The sequence below is a fragment of the Aquimarina hainanensis genome (genome assembly GCF_042684685.1).
Lineage (GTDB): Bacteria > Bacteroidota > Bacteroidia > Flavobacteriales > Flavobacteriaceae > Aquimarina > Aquimarina hainanensis.
On the sequence record NZ_JBHULX010000002.1, the window covers coordinates 208,739 to 232,555 of the forward strand.

At 36.1% G+C, this 23,817-nt stretch carries 20 protein-coding genes; 14 read left to right on the top strand and 6 right to left on the bottom strand.

The features are described from left to right. Positions 1-23: 23 nt before the first annotated feature. The 5 genes from ftsY (at position 24) to ACFSTE_RS03680 (ending at position 5,314) form a co-directional block, all read left to right on the top strand. Entirely contained in the window at positions 24-977 is a 954-nt protein-coding gene (gene ftsY / locus ACFSTE_RS03660) for a signal recognition particle-docking protein FtsY (RefSeq protein WP_176029453.1), read from the top strand. A gap of 317 nt (positions 978-1,294) precedes the next feature. Beyond that, positions 1,295-2,950 (top strand): amidase family protein, encoded by a 1,656-nt coding sequence (locus ACFSTE_RS03665; RefSeq protein WP_378256150.1) that lies wholly within the window; start codon positions 1,295-1,297, stop codon positions 2,948-2,950. A gap of 88 nt (positions 2,951-3,038) precedes the next feature. After that, complete coding sequence (rimO, locus tag ACFSTE_RS03670; protein ID WP_378256148.1) at positions 3,039-4,340, top strand: 30S ribosomal protein S12 methylthiotransferase RimO; 1,302 nt, start codon at positions 3,039-3,041, stop codon at positions 4,338-4,340. A gap of 132 nt (positions 4,341-4,472) precedes the next feature. Beyond that, on the top strand, positions 4,473-4,823 hold the full coding sequence (locus tag ACFSTE_RS03675) for a nuclear transport factor 2 family protein (RefSeq protein WP_176029456.1): 351 nt from the start codon (positions 4,473-4,475) through the stop codon (positions 4,821-4,823). Continuing rightward, positions 4,820-5,314 carry a YdcF family protein gene (locus ACFSTE_RS03680; RefSeq protein ID WP_378256145.1) on the top strand — a complete coding sequence of 165 codons (495 nt, stop codon included), beginning with the start codon at positions 4,820-4,822 and terminating at the stop codon, positions 5,312-5,314. The genes ACFSTE_RS03675 and ACFSTE_RS03680 overlap by 4 nt, the downstream gene beginning before the upstream one ends. Before the next feature lie 88 nt (positions 5,315-5,402). Here the strand turns inward: ACFSTE_RS03680 and ACFSTE_RS03685 are convergent, their stop codons facing one another. The 3 genes from ACFSTE_RS03685 to ACFSTE_RS03695 form a co-directional block, all read right to left on the bottom strand. Then, positions 5,403-6,020 carry a porin family protein gene (locus ACFSTE_RS03685; RefSeq protein WP_176029458.1) on the bottom strand — a complete coding sequence of 206 codons (618 nt, stop codon included), beginning with the start codon at positions 6,018-6,020 and terminating at the stop codon, positions 5,403-5,405. A gap of 154 nt (positions 6,021-6,174) precedes the next feature. Next, positions 6,175-7,128, bottom strand: a complete 954-nt coding sequence (locus ACFSTE_RS03690) for a transketolase family protein (protein WP_176029459.1) — start codon at positions 7,126-7,128, stop codon at positions 6,175-6,177. Positions 7,129-7,199: 71 nt separating this feature from the next. Then, positions 7,200-8,045 (bottom strand): transketolase, encoded by an 846-nt coding sequence (locus ACFSTE_RS03695; protein ID WP_378256143.1) that lies wholly within the window; start codon positions 8,043-8,045, stop codon positions 7,200-7,202. A gap of 176 nt (positions 8,046-8,221) precedes the next feature. Between ACFSTE_RS03695 and tgt the strand changes: the two genes are divergently transcribed. The 8 genes from tgt (at position 8,222) to ACFSTE_RS03735 (ending at position 16,531) form a co-directional block, all read left to right on the top strand. After that, positions 8,222-9,352 carry a tRNA guanosine(34) transglycosylase Tgt gene (tgt, locus tag ACFSTE_RS03700; protein WP_176029461.1) on the top strand — a complete coding sequence of 377 codons (1,131 nt, stop codon included), beginning with the start codon at positions 8,222-8,224 and terminating at the stop codon, positions 9,350-9,352. A gap of 2 nt (positions 9,353-9,354) precedes the next feature. Beyond that, entirely contained in the window at positions 9,355-10,425 is a 1,071-nt protein-coding gene (locus tag ACFSTE_RS03705) for an LptF/LptG family permease (RefSeq protein ID WP_176029462.1), read from the top strand. Further along, positions 10,412-11,326: a DMT family transporter gene (locus tag ACFSTE_RS03710; RefSeq protein ID WP_378256137.1), complete on the top strand. Its 915-nt coding sequence runs from the start codon at positions 10,412-10,414 to the stop codon at positions 11,324-11,326. Before ACFSTE_RS03705 ends, ACFSTE_RS03710 begins: the two co-directional genes overlap by 14 nt. A 68-nt stretch (positions 11,327-11,394) precedes the next feature. Continuing rightward, positions 11,395-12,348: an acetyl-CoA carboxylase carboxyltransferase subunit alpha gene (locus ACFSTE_RS03715; protein WP_176029464.1), complete on the top strand. Its 954-nt coding sequence runs from the start codon at positions 11,395-11,397 to the stop codon at positions 12,346-12,348. A gap of 167 nt (positions 12,349-12,515) precedes the next feature. Further along, positions 12,516-14,060: a replicative DNA helicase gene (gene dnaB, locus ACFSTE_RS03720; protein WP_378256135.1), complete on the top strand. Its 1,545-nt coding sequence runs from the start codon at positions 12,516-12,518 to the stop codon at positions 14,058-14,060. A 127-nt stretch (positions 14,061-14,187) separates the two neighbouring features. Then, positions 14,188-15,372 carry an asparagine synthetase B gene (locus tag ACFSTE_RS03725; RefSeq protein WP_378258921.1) on the top strand — a complete coding sequence of 395 codons (1,185 nt, stop codon included), beginning with the start codon at positions 14,188-14,190 and terminating at the stop codon, positions 15,370-15,372. A 131-nt stretch (positions 15,373-15,503) separates the two neighbouring features. Beyond that, positions 15,504-15,827 carry a hypothetical protein gene (locus tag ACFSTE_RS03730; RefSeq protein ID WP_176029466.1) on the top strand — a complete coding sequence of 108 codons (324 nt, stop codon included), beginning with the start codon at positions 15,504-15,506 and terminating at the stop codon, positions 15,825-15,827. 290 nt (positions 15,828-16,117) lie between these two features. Then, positions 16,118-16,531: a hypothetical protein gene (locus ACFSTE_RS03735; RefSeq protein WP_176031122.1), complete on the top strand. Its 414-nt coding sequence runs from the start codon at positions 16,118-16,120 to the stop codon at positions 16,529-16,531. 147 nt (positions 16,532-16,678) lie between these two features. Here ACFSTE_RS03735 and ACFSTE_RS03740 read toward each other — a convergent pair whose 3' ends face one another. The 3 genes from ACFSTE_RS03740 to ACFSTE_RS03750 form a co-directional block, all read right to left on the bottom strand. After that, on the bottom strand, positions 16,679-17,971 hold the full coding sequence (locus ACFSTE_RS03740) for an amidohydrolase family protein (RefSeq protein WP_378256133.1): 1,293 nt from the start codon (positions 17,969-17,971) through the stop codon (positions 16,679-16,681). Between the two features lie 16 nt (positions 17,972-17,987). Continuing rightward, complete coding sequence (locus tag ACFSTE_RS03745; RefSeq protein WP_176029468.1) at positions 17,988-20,966, bottom strand: amidohydrolase family protein; 2,979 nt, start codon at positions 20,964-20,966, stop codon at positions 17,988-17,990. A 198-nt stretch (positions 20,967-21,164) separates the two neighbouring features. Then, positions 21,165-22,238 (bottom strand): DUF3810 domain-containing protein, encoded by a 1,074-nt coding sequence (locus tag ACFSTE_RS03750; RefSeq protein ID WP_378256131.1) that lies wholly within the window; start codon positions 22,236-22,238, stop codon positions 21,165-21,167. A 94-nt stretch (positions 22,239-22,332) separates the two neighbouring features. Between ACFSTE_RS03750 and ACFSTE_RS03755 the strand changes: the two genes are divergently transcribed. Next, the gene (locus tag ACFSTE_RS03755) at positions 22,333-23,793 is read left to right on the top strand and encodes an aminoacyl-histidine dipeptidase (RefSeq protein ID WP_378256129.1); all 1,461 of its coding nucleotides are present in this window, start codon (positions 22,333-22,335) and stop codon (positions 23,791-23,793) included. Positions 23,794-23,817 lie beyond the last annotated feature (24 nt).

Consider the following 23,817-nt stretch of genomic DNA (forward strand, 5'->3'; position numbering starts at 1 on the left):
AATTTTATAGAATACGTATATAGATGAGTTTTTTTAAAAGGATTTTCTCTTCGGAGAAGAAAGAAACACTTGACAAAGGATTAGAAAAATCAAAAACAAGTTTCTTTTCTAAACTTAGTAAAGCTGTTGCCGGGAAATCTAAGGTCGATGATGAGGTTTTGGATGATTTGGAAGAAGTTTTGGTCAGTAGTGATGTCGGTGTCAAGACTACTATTAAGGTTATTGAAAGAATTGAAGAAAGAGTAAGTAAGGATAAATATTTAGGGACTGCCGAATTAAATCAGATCCTGAGAGAGGAAATAGCCGGATTGCTTTCTGAGACAAATTCAGGAGAAGCAACAGATTATGACATTCCAAAAGACAAAAAACCATATGTATTAATGGTGGTAGGAGTGAATGGTGTAGGAAAAACTACGACTATAGGAAAGTTAGCTTATCAGTTTAAGAAAAAAGGACTAAATGTTGTTCTTGGAGCTGCAGATACATTTAGAGCAGCAGCAATTGATCAATTGCAGGTATGGGCGGATAGAGTAGATGTGCCTATTGTAAAACAGGCAATGGGTAGTGACCCTGCCTCTGTAGCGTATGATACTTTACAGTCAGGAGTTAGTCAGGATGCAGATGTAATAATAATTGATACAGCAGGAAGACTTCATAATAAGATCAACCTGATGAGTGAATTGACTAAGGTAAAAAGAGTGATGCAAAAGGTTGTAGGAGATGCGCCTCATGATGTATTATTGGTGTTGGATGGTTCTACGGGACAGAATGCCTTTGAGCAGGCAAAACAATTTACTGCTGCAACAGAAGTAACCTCTCTCGCAGTTACCAAACTAGATGGTACAGCAAAAGGAGGAGTGGTTATCGGAATTAGTGATCAGTTTAAAATTCCGGTTAAATATATTGGTGTAGGAGAAGGAATTGAAGACTTGCAGGTGTTTAATAAATATGAATTTGTCGATTCTTTCTTTAAATAAGAAAAAAGAAAAGTCAGCTATCCCTGAATAAACTCATGTAAGGTTCAAAGGAAGCTACCAGAATATATTTCAATACGAGGAACGAAGTGTTTAAAACCTACCAAGTGAATAAAGTATTTCAATGTAGAAACAAGAATCGTTTACTAGAAAATATGTGTTGATTTCTGAAGAAATCTAAGAATGTGACATCTCGATTATCGAGTAAAAAGAACGGTACATGCTTATATGTGCGGTTCTTTTTTTATTTTGTGTTCGTTTTAGAAATGGTACTGATAGTTTTTATGTTGTCAAATAAGACAATTGTATATAAGTAAGATATGAAAAGAATATTTTTTTTACTGTTGTTAGGGATGATAGTATCGTGTAAATCGGAGCCCAAACAAGAGAAAGTGCAAAAAGAAGAAGTTGTTCACCAGCGAGATAGTCTGGATAAAATAGCAACGAAACAATTCAGAGACTTCAAAGTGACGGATGCAAAAGTGATCCAAAATAAAACAATATGGGCTGCTTTTGAAGAAGATTTTAAAAAGTTTACAGAAGTAGAATATCAAAAACTACGTCCTGTACTTTTGGAGCGCGAGATTTCTGAAATCCATCGATTGCTTAACGATGGAACTTTGTCCTATGAAGAATTAGTTTTGTTTTATCTATACCGGATTCGTAAATATGATCGGGAGAATGATACATCTCTTAATTCGGTTATAGCGATAAATCCTGATGTGGTAAAGCAAGCAAGGTTATTAGATGAAAAAGAACATGAAATGGTTTCGGAAAATTCCATGTATGGGATTCCGGTTTTAGTAAAAGATAATGTGAATACTAGCAAGATGTCAACGACAGCAGGAGCTATTGCTATGATGAATAATAAAACCGAAGATGCTTTTGTGATAACCAAATTAAAGGAACGAGGAGCACTTATTTTAGGGAAAGCAAACCTGAGTGAATGGGCGTATTTCTTTTGTGGAGATTGCCCCAGTGGGTATTCGGCGGTAGGAGGACAAACCTTTAATCCATATGGGAGAAAAAAGTTTGATACGGGAGGTTCTAGTTCAGGAAGTGGAGTGGCTGTTGCAGCTAATTTCTGTGCGGTGGCTATTGGAACAGAGACTGCTGGCTCTATTTTGTCTCCTGCCAGTCAAAATGCTGTAGTAGGACTCAAGCCTACCATTGGATTGATAAGTAGAGGAGGAATTGTTCCTATTTCGAGTACACTCGATACGCCGGGACCTATGGGAAGAAAAGTAAAAGATGTAGCGATTATGTTGACGGCGATGGTAGGAGAAGATCAGGAAGATCCTGCAACTTTATTAGGAGGAAAAAGAAAACAAAAAACATATTATGAAGGGTTCGATACAGCATCTGTAAAAGGAAAACGTTTTGGAGTACTAAAATCATTGGTAGAAGATTCATTATATCAGAACGCAACAAAGGTAATTGAAGAATTAGGAGGCACTTTAGTTGTTGTAGAAGAGGAAAAAGTGGAGCTACCCGGCTTCCTGCGATTGCTTAATTTGGATATGAAAAAAGATCTTGAAGTGTATTTGTCTATCTATGGAGGAAAAGATGTAAAGATCAAAAATGTTGAAGATGTGATTTTGTTTAATGAAAAAGACACGCTTATTAGAGCTCCTTATGGACAAGCATTGTTAAAAGGTGTGGTTGCCGATTCAGCGAGTACAGAAGAGTTGTTATCGATAAAGGAAAAACTAAAAACAGAAGGAAGAAAATTTTTTGATGTTCTTATGGATGCGAATCAATTAGATGTTGTGTTATCTGTTAATAATTATCATGCAGGTTTTGCAGCTGTAGCGGAATATCCTGCATTGACAGTACCAATGGGGGTTACAGAAGAAGGGGAGCCAAAGGGGTTGACATTTATAGGTAAGCCATTTGCTGAAAAGAAATTATTGGAATGTGGGTATGTGTATGAGCAGCAATCAAAAAGTCGGAAACAACCAAAAGCATATCAGTAAGAGGTTACTTATTAGTGTATAATGTTTGAAGTATAAGGAATTTTATTAAAGGATTCTCTGTATCTTTGCAAACCTTTACCAAGAAGCTATGAGGACAAAGACGTTAAAGAAAAATAAAATCAATGTAGTAACCCTGGGATGCAGTAAGAATGTCTACGACAGTGAGGTGTTGATGGGACAACTAAAAGCCAATAATAAAGAAGTAGTGCATGAGGAGGAAGGAAATGTGGTTGTGATCAATACATGTGGTTTTATTAATAATGCGAAGGAGGAATCAGTGAATACTATACTAGAGTATTTACATAAAAAAGAAGAAGGAGTTGTAGATAAGGTTTTTGTTACAGGGTGCTTGTCGGAGCGATACAAACCGGATTTGCAAAAAGAGATTCCCGATGTGGATCAGTATTTTGGAACAACAGAATTGCCGGGGCTATTAAAGGCTTTAGGAGCAGATTATAAGCATGAACTGATTGGTGAGCGATTAACTACTACACCTAAGAATTACGCGTATCTCAAAATAGCAGAAGGGTGTGACAGACCTTGTTCTTTTTGTGCAATTCCGTTAATGAGAGGGAAACATGTGTCTACCCCCATAGAAGAATTGGTTGTAGAAGCGACAAAATTGGCAGCTAATGGAGTAAAAGAAATTATTCTGATCGCTCAGGATTTGACATATTATGGTCTGGATTTGTATAAAAGAAGGAAACTGGCAGACTTGTTAAAAGAACTGGTGAAAGTTGATGGTATTGAGTGGATACGTCTTCATTATGCATTTCCTACCGGATTTCCGATGGAGGTATTGGCGCTAATGAGAGAAGAACCAAAAATATGTAATTATATCGATATTCCATTACAGCATATTGCAGACCCTGTTTTAAAATCCATGCGCAGAGGAACTACGAAAGCAAAAACAACTAAGTTGCTAAATGAATTTAGGACTGCTGTCCCTGAAATGGCAATCCGTACTACTTTGATTGTTGGATACCCAGGAGAAACGCAGGAAGATTTTGAGACGCTTAGAGAATGGGTACGAGAAATGCGTTTTGAGCGTTTAGGTTGTTTTACATATTCTCATGAGGAAAATACCCATGCCTATTCTTTAGAAGACGATGTGCCTGAAGATGTGAAAATAGCAAGAGCTAATGAGATTATGGAAATCCAATCACAAATTTCCTGGGAACTCAATCAGGAAAAAATAGGAAAAGAGTTTAATGTGATTATTGATCGAAAAGAAGGGCAGTATTTTGTAGGTAGAACAGAGTCAGATTCTCCGGATGTGGATAATGAAGTGTTGATTGATGCTACCAAACAATATTTAAAAACAGGAGAGTTTACACGAGTAAAAATATATGAAGCAGAAGATTTTGATCTGTACGGAGAGTTAGTTTAGATAACGAATACTTCTTTTTTGTGTTTTTTTGAATACAAAGGAAATTTCTAAATAGATATCTTTAATAAAGAAAAAAGCTGAATTCATTTCTCTTTATGTTGTGAATTCAGCTTTTTTTTAAAGTAAATATAGATGAATACTACAGAGGCAATAGTACAAGAGCAATTAGATGCATATAATTCGAGAGATCTTGAGTTGTTTTTAAGTTTTTATTCGGATGACATTGTAATTTTGGATTTTCCGGGTGAAAAAGTTACCATTTCAGGAAAAGAAGCGTTAAGAAACGTGTATAAGGAGATGTTTGAGAACTCTCCAAAGCTTCATTGTGAGATTGTTAGTCGTATTGTTTTTGATGACAAGGTATTGGATCATGAACGAGTTAGTGGGCGATATGGAGTAGATTTGGTAGAGGTGGTAGCAATTTATAAACTGAGAGAAGGTTTGATTTCGAGTGTTCATTTTGTTAGAAAAAATACAAAATGAAAAAAGAAGTGCTGGTTGTGTTGGGAGGTCCCAATTCTGTATTAGGAGAGCTTAGTGCTATTTCTAAAAGTAGATTAAATCACTGTGTATTATTGTATAGAGAAGGAAAACAAGTTTTGTGTACAGGAGGATGGGGAGAAGGGTTTAATACTTCTGAGGCACCTCACGCTTTTTATGCAAAACAATACTTACTTCGGAAAGGAGTTAAAGAAGATGATTTTTTAGCATTTGCACTATCAAAACATACGGTAGATGATGCGGTAAAGGTAAAAGAAGTTCTTTATAACCGGGAAGATGTCTCTCTGAAAATTATTACTTCAGATTTTCATGTCAGGAGAGTAAAATTAATTTTTAATGAAATTTTAAGTGCATACGATATGGATTTTATCGGGGTATCTTGTCAGGAGCTATCAGGAGAAGCATTAGAAAAACGGTTAGCACATGAGAAAAAAGCAGTAGAAGAAATCCAGAAAAAGGGGTTGTATTACTAAACTGCTATTGTCGGAAGCGACATAAAATTAAAAAAGAGCTGTATGATTGCAGCTCTTTTTATTTTGTATATTGATACGGAAGGAATTTTTAGAAATCAACACCAACACTAAGTATAAACTGATTTGGTCTGGAATCCACGCGAAGTGGGGTTCCTAATTCATTTTCGATAGATTCAGCTTGGTTTTTGCTTAATCCGCGTTCATAACGAATGTCTGCGTTTAATCGCTTGATTTTTACTCCGATTCCGAATTGCATTCCTACAGTAAAATCATTTTTGATATCTCCTAGCTTTACATTTTTTAATTCATTATCTACAATGTACTGAAGTGATGGACCTCCAAAAATATGCAAGGGACCTATCAAAGATACACCAGCCAAAATCGGAAGGTCTATTTTTTTTACTTCATAATCAACTTCGGTTCCATTGACATCATAGGAACTTTTGTTTACAGTATATAATAATTCTGGCTTAATATAGAGGGTATTTAGGATACTGGCTCTTAGATATGCACCAAAATGATATCCGGTACGTTGATTTGCATCTTCAGATAAGATGTTCTCTCCGGCATTGGTTATGTCGACTAGTTCTATTTTTCCGTTATCTCCGTAGTTAACTCCGGCTTTAACACCAAATTTTAAAAGATTGCCCTGGGCAATAGTTAAAAAAGAACTTAATAGGGTAAAAAGAATTAATAAATTTCTCATGTAATGAATATTTATTTTTAGAGTTTATTTTAAACGTAATGGTTAGTAATGTATAAACGTTTTATACGAGTGATTATTCTGTAATAAGACCTAAAAAAACCTCCTGAATTAGTTGTGTCAGGAGGTTGATCGATACTATATCTGAAAGTAATCGTTATTTTCGTTTGATAACTTTTTGTGCTGCAGATACTATTGCAGCTGCATTTAGTCCGTATTTATCCATTAACTGGTCAGGAGTTCCGCTTTCTCCAAAGGTATCCTGAGTAGCGATGAATTCTTGAGGGGTTGGATGTTGTTGTCCTAATACTCTGGCAACACTCTCTCCTAATCCACCTAAGAAATTATGCTCTTCCGCAGTAACTATACACCCTGTCTTTTTTACAGAGTTGATAATTGCTTCATCATCCAGTGGTTTGATTGTGTGGATGTTAATTACTTCGGCACTGATTCCTTGTTTGTCCAAGGTTTCTGCGGCTAGTAAAGCTTCCCATACAAGGTGTCCGGTAGCAACTATCGTAACATCAGTTCCTTCCTGTAAATGAACAGCTTTTCCTATTTCGAATGTTTGATCATCTGGGGTGAAATTGGCTACTTTAGGTCTTCCGAAACGAAGATATACAGGTCCATGGTGTTCGGCAATTGCGATGGTGGCTGCTTTTGTCTGATTGTAATCACATGGATTAATTACAGTCATTCCGGGAAGCATTTTCATCAATCCTATATCTTCTAGAATTTGATGCGTAGCTCCATCTTCTCCCAGAGTTAATCCGGCATGAGAAGCACAGATTTTTACGTTCTTATCACTATAGGCAATAGATTGACGTATTTGATCATATACACGACCTGTAGAGAAGTTAGCAAAGGTTCCTGTAAAAGGGATTTTCCCTCCGATGGTTAGTCCTGCTGCTAGTCCCATCATGTTAGCTTCTGCAATACCTGCCTGAAAAAAACGATCGGGATGATTAGCTTTAAAAGCGTCCATTTTTAATGATCCGATTAAATCAGCACATAATGCTACTACATTTTCATTTGTTTTTCCCAGGATTTCTAATCCGGCTCCAAAACCTGAACGTGTATCTTTTTTTCCTGTATCTATATATTTTTTCATACTCTTAATCTGTTGGGTGTTTGCTCTTAATTAGTAATAAGGTAAACACGCTTGTTGTTTAATCGATTAAATTAATAATCTCCTAAGGTTTCAGGATTCTGTGCTAAACCTTTTGCTAATTGCTCATCATTAGGTGCTTTTCCATGCCATGCATGCGTATGCATCATGAAATCTACTCCATTCCCCATAACGGTGTGCATCAATACACAAACAGGTTTTCCTTTTCCTGTTCTGCTTTTAGCTTCAGTAAGCCCTTCGATGATAGCAGCAACATTGTTTCCTTCTTTAATATCGATAACATCCCATCCAAAAGCCTCAAATTTAGCTCTTAGGTCTCCCATAGGTAATACATCGTCAGTAGAACCGTCGATTTGCTGACCGTTCAGGTCTACAGTAGAAATTAAGTTATCTACTTTATTTCCGGCAGCATACATAGCGGCTTCCCATATTTGTCCTTCCTGTAACTCTCCATCTCCATGTAGACTATATACAATATGGTCATCATTGTTTAGTTTTTTAGCAAGGGCAGCACCAATGGCTACTGACATTCCCTGACCTAAAGAACCAGAAGCAATACGAATTCCGGGAAGTCCTTCATGCGTAGTCGGATGTCCTTGTAATCTGGTGTTGATGAGTCTGAATGTATTCAATTCCTCTACAGGGAAATATCCACTACGAGCTAATACACTGTAGTATACTGGAGAAATGTGACCGTTTGATAAGAAGAATAAATCTTCTCCAATTCCGTTCATTTCAAAACCGTCTTTTCTTTCCATGATCTCTTGATACAAAGCGACAAAAAATTCTGCGCAACCAAGAGATCCTCCCGGGTGTCCTGAGTTTACTTTGTGAACCTGACGTAGAATATCTCTACGTACTTGTGTTACAAAATCTTCTAAATGTTTAGTTTCTGGCATTACGATGCTAATTATCTTAATATTGAACGCTCAAAAATAACGGTTTTACCTGCGGTGACAAAATGTCGAAGCAGCTTTTAGTTAAAATACTATTGTTGATAACTTTGGTTTTTGAAATTTAAAGCGCTTCTAAGTAGTTTTAGTTAGTTATCTTTGCGATCCACGAAATAGAAATTATGCAATTTGAGCTTTTATCCAAAGACCCTGGAAGCAGTGCTAGAGCAGGGAAAATAACCACGGATCACGGTGTTATAGAAACACCAATTTTTATGCCCGTAGGAACAGTCGCAACTGTAAAAGGTGTACACCAAAGAGAGTTGAAAAATGATATCAATCCAGATATTATTTTAGGGAATACATATCATCTGTATTTAAGACCGCAAACACCTATTCTGGAAAAAGCAGGAGGACTTCATAAATTTATGAATTGGGATCGAAATATATTGACAGATAGTGGGGGATATCAAGTGTATTCATTATCAGCTAATAGAAAAATAAAAGAAGAAGGGGTAAAGTTTAAATCGCATATCGATGGGTCGTACCATTTCTTTACGCCAGAGAATGTAATGGAAATTCAGCGAACAATCGGAGCAGATATTATTATGGCGTTTGATGAGTGTACTCCATACCCTTGCGATTATCAATATGCTAAAAGAAGTATGCATATGACTCATCGCTGGTTAAACAGGTGTATGCAACATCTGGAAAAAACACCAGTTAAGTATGGGTATGATCAGACATTTTTTCCAATTGTTCAAGGAAGCACTTATAAAGATTTGAGAAGACAGTCTGCAGAATATATTGCGAATGCAGGGGCAGAAGGAAATGCAATAGGAGGATTGTCTGTAGGAGAACCGGCAGAAGAAATGTATGAAATGACGCAGGTAGTAACAGAGATTTTGCCAGAGGATAAACCCAGGTATTTGATGGGAGTAGGAACGCCTATTAATATCTTAGAGAATATAGCTTTAGGAGTAGATATGTTTGATTGTGTGATGCCAACGAGAAACGCGAGAAACGGAATGTTGTTTACTGCACATGGTACCATAAACATTAAAAATAAGAAATGGGAAGATGATTTCTCTCCGATTGATGAGATGGGAATTACCTATGTAGATACGGAATATTCCAAAGCATATTTAAGACATCTGTTTACAGTAAATGAATTGCTGGGAAAACAAATAGCAACCATTCATAATTTAGGATTCTATTTATGGTTGGTTAGAGAGGCTAGAAAACATATCTTAGCTGGAGATTTCTATACGTGGAAGAATATGATGGTTAAACAAATGGATAAAAGATTATAAATTTGAAAATACTTGACTGGTACATATTAAAGAGATATCTGGGGACTTTTTCTACCATGATATTATTATTTATTCCTATCGGGATTATTGTAGATCTTTCAGAAAAGATAGATAACATTCTGGAGCACGAAGTTCCCCTGGATGCGGTGTTGAAATACTACCTGGATTTTACTATTTATTTTGCAAATCTGCTGTTTCCTCTTTTTGTTTTTTTATCAGTAATATGGTTTACGTCTAAATTAGCTAATAAGACAGAGATTATTGCTTTTTTGAGTTCAGGAGTATCTTTTTGGAGGTTTTTAAGACCTTATATGATTGGTGCTGTGATTATCTGTGTGGGAGCGTTGGCTATGGGATTATTTCTGGCTCCTAAAGCAAGTTTGGGATTTAATGAATTTAGGTATTCCTATCTGAAGAAAAATAAAAAAGTTCAGGAAACTAAGAATGTATACAAAAGACTTAATGATACAGTGTACTTGTATGCGAGTGATTTCAAACCGGTAGATAAGTCTGCCTCTAATTTTACCTTGGAGTATTTCAAAGGGAATACCTTGGTAACTAAAATTTCAGCGAGAAAAATTACCTATAAAGATAGTCTTTATGAGTTGAGTAATTATGTGAGAAGAGATGTGACGGATAAGGGAGATATTATTGTTAAAGAACGTAAAAAAGATACCCTGCTACCTTTTAATATAGAAGAATTTACTCCCGTTACTTATGTAGCTGAGACACTCAATTATATGGAGCTTAACGAGTTTATAAACAAAGAGAGTAAAAGAGGGTCTTCCGATATAAACAGATATAAGGTCGTTGCTTATAAAAGATGGAGTATTCCTATATCTGCATTCATTCTTACAGTAATCGGAGTGGCTGTATCTTCTATGAAAAGAAGAGGAGGAATGGGAATCAATTTAGCCGTAGGAATTTCCTTGGCATTTATTTTTATCTTTTTGGATAAGGTTTTGGGAACTCTGGCTAAGCAATCAGATTTTTCACCCATTGTTGCAGTATGGTTTCCGAATGTGTCCTTTGGAATTTTAGCTATTTATTTATTGTATAATGCCAAACGCTAGACTTAAAAACTACTTCCACTTACATTTTATCGTTTTTATTTGGGGGTTTACAGCAATTTTAGGAGAGTTAATTTCTATTGATGCAATACCATTAGTTTGGTATCGGATGTTATTGGCTTCTGTTTTTATATGGGGGTATATAAAAATCAGAAAGATAGGACTGCAGGTGTCAAAAAAATTATTGTTGGCATTTTTAGTGGCAGGAATTGTAATAGCATTACATTGGATTACATTTTTTGCAGCTATAAAGGTTTCTAATGTTTCCATTACATTGGCTGTATTGTCCACAGGAGCCTTTTTTACATCTATTTTGGAACCTATTTTCTATAAACGTAAACTAATCTGGTATGAAGTGCTGTTTGGTCTTATGGTTATTGGTGGACTCTATTTGATATTTAATGTGGAGAAAAATTATTTTCTGGGAATTGTATTGGCATTAACATCTGCCTTTTTATCATCCGTATTTTCTTTGATCAACGGGAAGTTGGTACAAGGGTATGCACCTTCTGTAATATCTTTTTATGAACTGATAAGTGGAGTAGCTGTCGTTACTTTATACCTTATCGTTATGACATGTATAGGGGATGGAGCAGAAGGATTTTCCTGGAGCTTTTTCCAATTGTCTACCTCAGACTGGGTGTTTTTAATGATTTTAGCTTCTGTTTGTACAGCATATGCACTCATCGGATCGGTACAGGTAATGAAGTACTTAAGTCCTTATACCGTGATGCTTACTATTAATATGGAGCCTGTTTATGGAATTTTACTTGCTTTTTTGATTTTTGGAGATTCAGAAAAAATGAGTTCTCAATTTTATTACGGAGCCTTGATTATACTTGGGACCGTGGTGCTAAATGGTGTTTTTAAAAATATCAAAAAGCGAAAAAGAATGCCTACATGATATAAGATAACGACTAAAGTTTTTATATTTGTCCGCTAACCCTAGTAAAAATAAAATATATTCTTGATATGGAATATTTAGATTTTGAACTCCCTATAAAAGAGCTCGAAGAGCAGTACAACAAAGCATGTGCTATTGGAGAAGAGAGTGATGTAGATGTGACTGATACATGCAAACAGATTGAAAAAAAGCTGAACGAGACTAAAAAAGATATCTATAAAAACCTATCGGCATGGCAACGTGTCCAATTGTCTAGACATCCATCTAGACCTTATACCCTTGACTATATTCATGCAATCTGTGGGGATTCGTTTCTCGAATTACACGGAGATCGTACTGTAAAAGACGATAAGGCAATGATCGGAGGATTGGGAAAAATTGGAGATCAAAGCTATATGTTTATTGGGCAACAAAAAGGATACAATACAAAGACAAGACAATACCGAAATTTCGGAATGGCAAATCCTGAGGGATATAGAAAAGCGCTTCGATTAATGAAAAGTGCAGAGAAATTCGATATTCCTGTAGTTTGTTTTGTAGATACACCAGGAGCATATCCAGGTCTAGAAGCAGAAGAACGTGGACAAGGAGAAGCGATTGCCAGAAATATTTTGGAGATGACACGACTCAAAGTACCTGTTATAGTTATTATCATTGGTGAAGGAGCCAGTGGAGGAGCTTTAGGTATAGGCGTAGGAGATAAAGTTTTAATGTTAGAAAATGCATGGTACTCTGTGATCTCTCCAGAAAACTGTTCTTCTATCTTATGGAGAAGTTGGGATCATAAAGAGCGCGCAGCAGAAGCATTAAAATTGACAGCAAAAGACAGTGTAAAACTGAAAGTTGTTGATCAAATAGTAAAAGAACCTCTTGGAGGAGCACATAGTGACAGAGAAAAAATGTTTTTAACTGTCAGAGATCAAATTACAGCCTCTTTTGAAGAATTAAAAAACTTATCAAAAGAAGATTTGATAGAAAAGCGTATGGAAAAATATGCCAATATGGGAGACTTTAAAGGGTAACCCTTAAAAAATCACTTATTCCAAAATCTGAAGACTTGCACTTCAGATTTTTTTTATGTTTATTAACAAAAAAAAAGAGTTGTTAACAGGTAAAATGTTGAAGACCAGTGAACATTGATATGTAGTTATTCCGTTCATCTCTTTACATTTTTTTTACATTCGTAACTATGGAAAACGCACAAAGAAATCCATCGGCAAATTATGGTAAGGGAAACGTAATACCGTTGGAAAAAGGGAAAGTACCCCCTCAAGCTGTTGATTTAGAGGAAGTTGTGCTTGGGGCGATGATGATTGATAAAAAAGGGGTTGACGAAGTTATTGATATTCTCAATGCCGAAGTTTTTTATAAAGAATCGCACCAATACATCTTCGAGGCTATATTTAGATTGTTTGAAAACTCAGAACCCATTGACTTATTAACTGTTTCTAACCAGTTAAAAAAAGATGGGAAATTAGAACAAGCAGGAGGAGAATATTATTTGATACAACTGACGCAGAAAGTGGCTTCTTCTGCGCATATTGAGTTTCATGCACGTATTATTCTGCAAAAATTTATTCAGCGAAGTCTCATTAAAATATCTAACGAAATCATAGAAGAATCCTATGATGAGACTACAGATGTTTTTGACTTACTGGATATGGCAGAATCCAGATTGTATGAAGTAACTCAAGGAAACATTAAACGATCGAGTGAATCTGCTCAGAGTTTGGTAATACAGGCTAAAAAGAAGATAGAAGAAATCTCCAATAAGGAAGGAATGAGTGGAGTACCTTCCGGTTTTGATAAGTTAGATAAGCTAACCTCAGGATGGCAACCAAGTGACTTGATTATTGTAGCTGCTCGTCCGGGTATGGGAAAAACGGCATTAACGCTATCTATGGCTAGAAATATTGCTGTAGGACAGGGAATACCTGTTGCGTTTTTCTCTCTGGAGATGGCATCAGTACAGCTGATTACCCGTTTGATCTCTTCTGAAACAGGTTTGTCTTCAGAGAAATTACGTACCGGAAAATTAGAAAAACATGAATGGGAGCAATTAAATGTAAAGGTAAAAGACCTGGAAAAAGCTCCGTTATTTATTGATGATACTCCGTCATTATCAATTTTTGACCTTAGAGCAAAAGCCAGGCGATTAGCTTCTCAGCACGGAATCAAGATGATTATTATTGATTACCTGCAGTTGATGACAGCAGGAGGGTCAGGAAAAAACGGAAACCGTGAACAGGAAATCTCTACGATTTCTCGAAACTTAAAAGCATTGGCCAAAGAATTGTATATTCCGGTAATCGCCTTATCACAGTTATCCCGTGCCGTTGAATCCCGTGGAGGAAGCAAACGCCCTCTGTTGAGTGACCTTCGTGAATCTGGAGCGATTGAGCAGGATGCTGATATTGTATCCTTTATTTATCGTCCGGAATACTATAAAATAGATGAGTGGGATGATGAAGAAAGATCACCGACTCAAGGGCAAGGAGAGTTCATTGTAGCCAAGCACCGTAACGGTGGTTTAGAAAATATTAGGTTAAAGTTTATTGGACACTTAGGTAAATTTGATAACTTAGATGACTTTAGTACTCCTTTTGAGTATCATTCCAAAATGAATGAGGGTGAAGAAGAGAATCCATTTGATACCACTCACCTTCCAAGTGCGGATGAAGCTTTTGGGAGTAGTATAAATGATTCTAATGATGACGACGACGTTCCTTTTTAAACATATATTGACCGATCTGTTTGGTTGGATAAACAATATTACCAAGACTAAAAAAATAAAGACCGTAGTATTTCTGGTAGGAATATTATTTTCTTTGCAGACTTATGCTTCCTATATTTTGATACCAATGGACGCAGAAAGTCAACGCAATCATCTAAAAGCATATGGGATTACCTATTGGACACTAGGCAAAAACACAAAAGTAAAGTGGTTGCTTAATTACAGAGGAGGTTCTTTTTTGCTTCCGGATGCAGAAGAAATTAGAAAAGAATGTACTGTAAGAGGGGTTTCTTATGAGGTATTATCTCAGGTAGAAGCTGAGCAAATCCTATCAGAAATCAGTAGTCCATCTCAAAATATGGAGGCAGTTATCTTAGAAAAAGTGCCTAAGATAGCTGTGTATTCTCCAAAAAGTAAACAACCTTGGGATGATGCCGTAACTATGGTACTTACTTTTGCGGAAATTCCCTATGATATTGTTTATGATAAAGAGGTGTTAGAAGACAATCTTATTTTGTATGATTGGCTTCATTTGCATCACGAAGATTTTACAGGGCAATACGGGAAGTTTTACGGTACCTATAGAGCAACTCCCTGGTATATTAGAGAAAAGGCAAATGCAGAAAAATTAGCAAGTGAGTTAGGATATGATAAGGTATCAGAAGAAAAACTCGCAGTGGCTTTAAAAATAAGAGATTATGTGATTGGAGGAGGATTTATGTTTGCCATGTGTAGTGCTACAGATAGCTTCGAAATTGCATTGGCAGCAGAAGGAGTTGATATTTGCGAAGCGATGTTTGATGGAGATCCCAGTGAACCAGGATACCAATCCAAAATAGATTATAATAAAACATTTGCTTTTACCAATTTTACCTTGGAAAGAAGCCCGACAGTCTATGAGTTCTCCACCATTGATATGACGAGAAAAAGAAGGATTCCTGAAACTACGGATTATTTTACACTCATGGATTTTTCTGCAAAATGGGATCCGATCCCTACCATGTTATGTCAGAACCATACAGCTTTGGTTAAAGGTTTTTTGGGGCAAACTACTGCGTATGATCATCGAGAGATTAAATCAAATGTACTGATACTAGGAGAAAATAGAACAAATAATGAAGCTCGATATATTCATGGAATAAAAGGAAAAGGGTTCTTTACATTTTATGGGGGACATGATCCCGAAGATTATCGCCATAGAGTAGGTGATCCTAAAACAGAATTAGAATTACACCCCAATTCTCCTGGATATCGACTCATCCTCAATAATATTCTGTTTCCTGCCGCTAAAAAGAAAAAACAAAAGACCTGAGTTTCCTGTTTTTCACTGAAAACAGGGTGGTTTAATGCGCTATAAATTTTGAAATTTGTGAAAGGGGATAACGCTACTAATAAAAGTTAATCTTCTGTTTACATAAATCATTAATTTTTAATATCATTTTTATGGCTACCACAACAAGTGTAAGTGATGATAAGATGGTCATCGACATTCTTACTTTTTTCTACCCAGGCGAACCTATTTTAGAACACGATCTCAATAATGAATTGAGAGATTTGGCAGCAGAGATGTTTGCAGAAGCTTTAGATGCTTCTCATTTAATGGATCTGGTACCGAGACCAACGTACACTCCAAGTTTTAGCTGGTTGGTAAAGGAAGGAGTGAAGGCTGTTTGGAGATCAAAGAATGACGATATTTATGAAGCGGTGAGAGGAAGAGTTGCAATTAACTTCAAGTCTGAGTTTCACATGGCCAAAATGGGAATTTAGTAATGATATAAGGTTGATTTAAGAAATTTGATTCTTTTTTAAAGCATTTTTCTTACATCAGGTTTATATTAATTAATTGATAAAGACTGCTTTATAGCAGTCTTTGTTTTTATAAATAACATCTGGAGTATTGTAGGGAATTTAAAAGTCAGACTTTGGCATGTTCTTTGGTTTGGTGGAGATACCTTTTCTAAAAAAGGGGAAATTTTAATAAACCAATACTAATTTAAAACAGGAAAATGAAAAAAATTATTTTATCAATCGTACTGACCTTTGCCACTGCTTATGGAATGAAAGCACAAGACGCAACCCCGAAGTATGAAGTAAAAGTAATAACTAGTGTAGAGTCTATTGTAGGGAGTGGATTAGGACGTTCTAGGTTAATCTCTACAAATGAACAAAGGGATTATAAAAAGTTTACTTCTCATAGAACAGAAGAAAAAAATGAGAGAAATAAATCAGATAGAAAAGAAATCCGAGTTAAAGATTTTGAGGAAACAAAATTGCTAAACTTCTATAACTTAGGAGGAATTCGTTTTCAGAATATAGCAGCTAATGATGCTGTTGTTTCTTCTAAACTTACTGATATGATTTCTCAGGGATGGGATTTGGTTTTTGTAGCAAGTGCTGTAGAGAGTGATGCAGGATCAAAAGATGGGAAAGGAATTTTTATTACCCGCTATATTTTTAAACGACCAATATAAGAACTTAAAAAAAGTGGCTTGAGATCTCAAGCCACTTTTTTATAGTAAAAATATAACTCACTTATTAAATAATAGAGCTATATACTCTGTTTATTTTTCTTAGGATAATATTCATTTAATGCTTCTCCGGCATTAAAGTATGTACTATTATTCCGTATATTTCTTTTGATATCGTTTCCAAAGTTTTGTTTGATGACTTTCTAAGCTGATATCCCGACCTTGAATAAAAGCACTTTCTATTAAGTTGGTTCTCATATCCAGTGCATCTCCATTACTTATAAATAAAGTAGCATCTTTTCCAACAGTCAGCGTCCCCATAGAGTTATCAATTCCTAAAATTTTGGCATTGTTAGCAGTAATCAGTTGCAGTGCTTTTTCTTTGTCCAACCCATGAGCAGCTACAGTACCGGCCTGAAATGGAAGGTTTCGGGTATTGGCGCGTTCCATTCCTCCACTATTTTGTAATCCTACTAATATCCCTTGATCCATAAGGAGTTTTGCATTTTTATAAGGCAAATCATAATCATCATCTTCATTATCAGGAGTAGAGTGTGTTCTGTTTACTAAGACGGGAATTCCTGATTTTTTAATTTCAGAAGCAATTTTATATGCTTCTGTCCCTCCTACAATAACTACTTTTTTGATCTCATATTTTTTTGCAAATGAAATCATATCCAGTATTGCTTTTTCAGAGTTGATATGTATAAAAGCAGTTTTTGAACCATCAAAAAGCCCTTTTAAAGCATAATGAGGTAAATTATTGACAGGAGTATTTGCTTTGATCGAAGCTTTGGCATCCGAAAAATAGGTTCCTAATTCAGTAACCGCCTTGTTGTAGTTTTTATTAGGTTTTAATCCGGGTTCTTCTCCCATCCACCAACGACCTTGAGAAAAAACAGCAGGCCAGTTAATATGGATGCCATCATCAGTTTTTACAGCAGCATCTTCCCAGTTCCATGCATCTAGCTGTACAATTGATGAAGTTCCGGAAATGCGACCTCCCCTTGGAGTTGTTTGAGCAATAAGTACCCCATTAGGACGCATGGTTTCTACAATTTTACTTTCGGCATTATATGCGATAATACTGCGTACATGTGGATTGTAGTCTCCTAATTCACTATCGTCATCCGTAGCTCTGACAGCATCAATTTCTATAAGACCCAATGTGGTGTTTGGAGCGATAAATCCAGGGTATATATGTTTTCCTTTTGCTTTTATTACACGACCTTTTGGGGCAGTGGTTCCGGCTTTTTCGATAGTGGTGATTTTTCCATTTTCGAAAATAAGAATACTCTCATTGATAACTTCTCCATTACCAATATGAGCTTTGGCTCCTACAATGGTAATAGCTTCATGTTGTGGTTTTGCAGGAGTTTGTTGCGCAATTCCTTTTCCAATAAAAGCAGTTATCAAAGCGCAACTGTATATAAAATTTTTCATGTGATTCCTGTTTTTATTATTGGTGTATGGTTTCTATTGTCTCACATTCCATATGCTGATGCTCTTTTTTCTTGGCAGGTTGCGTTTTCATACCTTTATTTTTTGCCTGTAACAACAGACGAGCTAGTTTGTTTTTCTCATCTGCAATAGTATTCCTCATCGCTTTGTCTTTTTCTATATCAAAATAAATAGCTCCTTCGATAAGGGTTTTTTCGGCTTTGGCATAGATAGATAAAGGATTGTTATTCCATAGTACAAGATCTGCATCTTTCCCTACTTTAATACTTCCTACTTTATCGTCGATATGCAATAGTTTTGCCGGATTTAAGGTGACTAACTTCCAGGCGCTCACTTCATCAAGCCCTCCATACTTCACAGCTTTTGCAGCTTCCTGATTTAATCTCCGGGACATTTCTGCATCATCACTATTAATAGCGACAGTAATTCCCTGGTTGTGCATGATTGCAGCATTGTATGGGATCGCATCATTCACTTCGTATTTATAAGCCCACCAATCCGAAAAAGTAGACCCACCAACCCCGTGTTTAGCCATTTTATCAGCAACTTTATATCCTTCTAGAATATGTGTAAAAGTATTTACGTTGAAATTAAATTTTTCGGCAACTTTCATCAACATATTGATCTCACTTTGTACGTACGAATGGCAACTGATAAATCGTTCTTTGTTTAGAATTTCTGCCAGTGTTTCTAATTCGATGTCTTTTCGATACGGTTTCCCGCTTTTCTTTAACGCATCATAGGCTTTTGCTCTGGAGAAATAATCGATATATACTTGTTCTACACCCATTCTTGTTTGTGGAAAGCGACTTCTGCTATTCCAGTTACTTTGTTTGACGTTTTCTCCTAATGCGAATTTTATAAATTTAGGAGCATTCGGGTATAATAAGTTATTGGCACTTTCTCCCCATTTAAGTTTTATAATAGCAGATCTTCCCCCAATAGGATTGGCAGAACCGTGTAGGATCTGAATGGTAGTAACACCCCCTGCAAGGTTTCTGTAGATATTAATATCATCTGATAAGACAACATCTTCTATACTTACTTCTGCCGAAGAGTTGTGACCGGCCTCATTTATAGATGCTGCTGCAATATGAGAATGTTCATCGATTATTCCTGAAGTAAGATGTTTTCCGGTAGCATCTATAACGTTTGCCCCTCCTGCTCGTAGGTTTTTTCCAATTGCTTCAATTTTACCATTTTTGACCAAGACATCAGTCTCATAGAGAATCCCATCTTGTTCATTAGTCCAGACGGTAGCATTTTTAAACAAAATGGTAGCGGCGGTTGGAATTTTTGAATTTCCATAAGCGATATTCGGATAGGTTACAGGGAGTACTTCTGGTTTTGTATTGACTTCTTTTGTATCCTTTTTATCTGATTTTTTATCTGATTTTTTCTTAGCTGTAAATGTGGTAGTTGTTCCATCGGTTGTAATCGCTTTTCCTCTCCAGTTAGCAGTGTCAGTTTCTATTTTTCCTACGATTCGATTGTATGTTTTTTTAGTAACATCAGGAGAAGTAAAAGTAATAGTTACCCAGTTATCTTTGTACTCGATTTTGCTACCCAGTGTATGCGCTCCTGATGATACCGTAATGCTGGGTTTGGAGGGGGATCCTGAAATCACCGCAGTATAGTTTTTAGCCCCTATAGTAAGATCATAAGTTCCGGTGATATCAATAATATTCATATCATTGATTATGGTTTTATTCCCTTGTACCCAGTTTTCATAAAGTATCGTATCATCCCCAAATAAAGCTTTGTTGGTGATTAAGAAATTGGCATAGGCGCCCGGTTGTAATGTGCCAATAAGGTTACTTTTTCCTAATATTTTAGCGGGGATAGTGGTCAAGGCTTCTAAAGCAGTGGTTTTATCCAGTCCGTGCTTAATTGCTGTTTTTATCCGGGTTTTTAAATCAGCTACCTTTTTTAGTTTATAGGTAGTAAGAGAGAAAGGGACGTTGTTTTTTTTGAGTACCATTGGGTTGGTGGGAGCCTGATTCCAGTGTTTCATATCTCCAAGACTTATTGCATTTTGCATATAAGGATCTGATACATCATAAGCATCTGGAAAATCGAGCGGGATGATGTAAGTAGCATTTGTAGCTTTTACATCCTGTATGCGGGCATATTCATCACCTCCTCCTACCAGCGTATACTGAATATTAAATTGATCTCCAACCTTATCAGCTCTCAAACTGTTTTCTCTACTTTCTGCAGCAAAGATTTGAGGAATATTTTTATTTCTTAATAATGCTTCCAGTGACAGATCTTTATTTTCTATATTTCCTTGTGCATACCATGCAGCATCTATGTACATTTGCCGGAGTAATGCCATCGACCCCATAAGAGAGGTAGGGTAGGATTGCTTACTTTTTTTACTTTTCTTAAAAGAAAAATAATGAGCAGAACGATCTTCTATAAGTCGATCTCCATCATTTCCCTCATTATTTAGTGCAACCAATAAACCAGTACCTCGGGCAATTCCATCAGCTACATGTGTGTTGAGAACTCCAAAACCTTCTTTGATATATTCTGAAGCTTTTTTCTTGTCATACACAAACTCTTGGAGTGCGTTGGTTTCAGGGCGTATATGATCATTCCAGTAATACCCCTCTCTGGACGGGTGGAATTGAGGGTTGCTGTATGGATTCCCTCCTTTTCCTTCTGGCTTTTTTATTCCAAATGAGGTAAAAGGGTCAATAAAAGAAGGATAGATGTGCTTCCCTTTGAGATCAATAACTGTACTGTTTACCGGAATATTAACAGATTTTCCTACCTGAATAATTTTTCCTTTCCGAATTAATAAGGTACCGTTTTTTATAACTGTAGTGGGGGTGGTGTGAATTGTTGCATTCTGAAGTGCGGTGTAATTGGTGTCCGATGTTTTAACACCGTCATTTTTAGGGAAATATTCTTGTGAATGACCACTAAAAAAACCGAACATCAAAGCAAATAGCAGTAATGTTTTTTTCATTGTTAATGATATTGTTTGTGTTTACTGGGGATGATATATAGATATCCCCCATCAATCTTTGCGATATAGGCATTGCTCCTCAAGCAAAGAAGTGTCTATGATACTAAATATTAAATGTTATATGGGTTTTAAAGATAAATCTTAGGAGAGAAAGACTTAAGGAATTAGTAAATTTTTAACAGCTGAAGTTGAAATTTATTACTTTTTGAAGCTTTTATCTTTGAAATAGTTAACAATTAAAGCCGAAACATAGCTGTATGTTTCAATTCCATCCGGTTGATTATTAGCTTTTAAATAGCTGTCATAAGTACTTTTGAAAAGTGGCTCAATAGGATTTTGATATTGATCCCAGAAATCTCGCACTTCCTGATAATTTTTACGGATTCCCGGACGTAATTTTTCGAGTAAACAAATTGCTTTTTGCTCATCTCTCAGGTATAAATCATTTATGCAGTATCTGAGTGCAAAGGTAGTTCCGCTATAATTAAAATATCGGTCCTTTGAAGCCAGTGTTGCTAATACAGCAATAAAATTAGCTTCATTTTCTTTAGCAAACCCTAATTGATGTGCTTCTTCATGGCAACTTGTTGTAGGGAATTTAAAAGGTAAGATTAAGGCGTTTACCTGTGCTTCATTCGTAACAGGGTTTAGGTACCCACTAAATCCCATATATGTCAAAGGTAGACTTAATAAAGATTTTTTTATACTTCCAGGTTGGTATCGAAAATTGGGATATGTATTCCCCAATTCCTGATAGGCAGGAACTGTTTTTTGAAAAATATCATCTTTAGAATATGGAATTCGTACGGAAACTGAATCATTTTGTTCTAGTTCTGAATGAAGTGCATTAGCTTGCTCTATTAAATGTTCAGTCACTTTGATAAGGGCTTCTTCATCGTATTGATCTTCGATTTGAAGAATGGAATGAAGCGGCATTCTATAGTAGTTTAATCCCCATAATATATGAAAACAAGCATATACAATTGATAAAGTAGCTCCGATTTCTATTAGGATCTCTTTCCAGGAATACTTTTTTTTGAAGAGTGCTTTGTATAAAAACCGAAGGAGTAAAAAAATGAGAAGGATATAGGCGATATCTCCAAAAGAAAAGGGCAACCAGCCCAAAGCATATCGCAACAATGTACTGATAAAAGGATAAATACCATTACTATAATATTGTTCTACAAACTCCGGGAAAAGAGAGAGTATTTTTACAATTACTATTTGTAATGGGAGTAAAAATACAAGAATACGTTTTGTTGTCAATTGCATGAGGTAAATGTATGATCTAAAATTAAAAAATCCGTTCTTTGCGGAAAGCAAAACAACGATTTAACGTAATTTTACCATTAAAACATACAAGATTATGAGTTCAGAAATAAGAAAGCTGGAGCCGGTATCAGTCTGGAATAAGTTTGCAGATCTTAATGAGGTTCCCAGACCTTCAAAAAAAGAAGAGCGGGTTATCGCATTTATGAAATCTTTTGGAGAGTCATTGGGATTGGAGACAAAGGTAGATAAAATAGGAAATGTATTTATCAATAAACCGGCTACTCCTGGATTAGAAGATCGAAAAACGGTAGTGATGCAATCACATCTTGATATGGTACATCAAAAAAATGCGGATACGGTTTTCGATTTTGACACACAGGGAATAGAAATGTATGTAGAGGGAGATTGGGTAAAAGCAGCTGGAACAACACTTGGTGCTGATAATGGATTAGGAGTAGCTACGATTATGGCTATATTAGAATCGACAGATATTCCGCATCCTGCTATTGAAGCACTGTTTACGATTGATGAAGAAACTGGTATGACCGGGGCAATGGGTTTAGAAGCTGGATGGTTAACAGGAGATATTTTACTAAACCTGGATACAGAAGAAGATGATGAAATAGGAGTAGGCTGTGCTGGAGGAATCGATGTAACAGCTTCGATGTCCTATAAAGAAGAAACATTAGAAGGTGCATATGCCGGATATTCAATTGCTGTAAGAGGTTTGAATGGAGGACATTCTGGGATGGATATTCATAAAGGGTTAGGAAATGCGAATAAGATAATGAATCGCGTATTGCATCTTGGGATTACTCAGTTTGGACTGAGAGTTCATGAGGTCCGTGGTGGGAGTTTACGAAATGCCATTCCAAGAGAAAGTTTTGCCAAAGTACAAGTACCTGTAGCGGAAGTTACAGCATTTGAAGCCGAAAGTAAGAGGTTAATAGCAACTATTAAAAATGATTTTTCCATTACAGAAGCCGATTTGGAAATTGTAATAGAAAATACAGAAGTCCCTTTACAGGTCGTAAGTGAAGCGGTAAGTACTAAGTTAATAAAAGCGATATACGCCGCACATAATGGAGTGTATAGAATGAGTCCTTCCATAGCAGATCTTGTAGAAGCCTCTAATAATATAGCCAAAGTAACAATAGGGGGAGGAGAGGTTGTTATCGAATGTCTGACCAGGAGTAGTGTAGAATCTTCTAAGGAGGATGTCGTAAATACCTTAACAGCTACTTTTGAGTTATGCGGATGTCAGGTGAAGACAAGTGGTGATTATCCTGGATGGGCACCAAATATGGAGTCTCCGATTTTAAAGGTTTTAGATACATTATATCAAAAGTTAAATGGAGAAAAAGCACATATAGCAGCCTGTCATGCAGGATTGGAATGTGGAATATTAGGACAAAACTACCCGGATATGGATATGATTTCTTTTGGTCCTACCATTTTAGGAGCACATTCCCCGGATGAACGTGCAAGCATTTCTTCCCTACAAAAATATTGGAAGTTTGTCAAAGAGATTTTAGCAAATATTCCGAAACAGTAAAAAGTAATTTAACTCTAAAAAAGA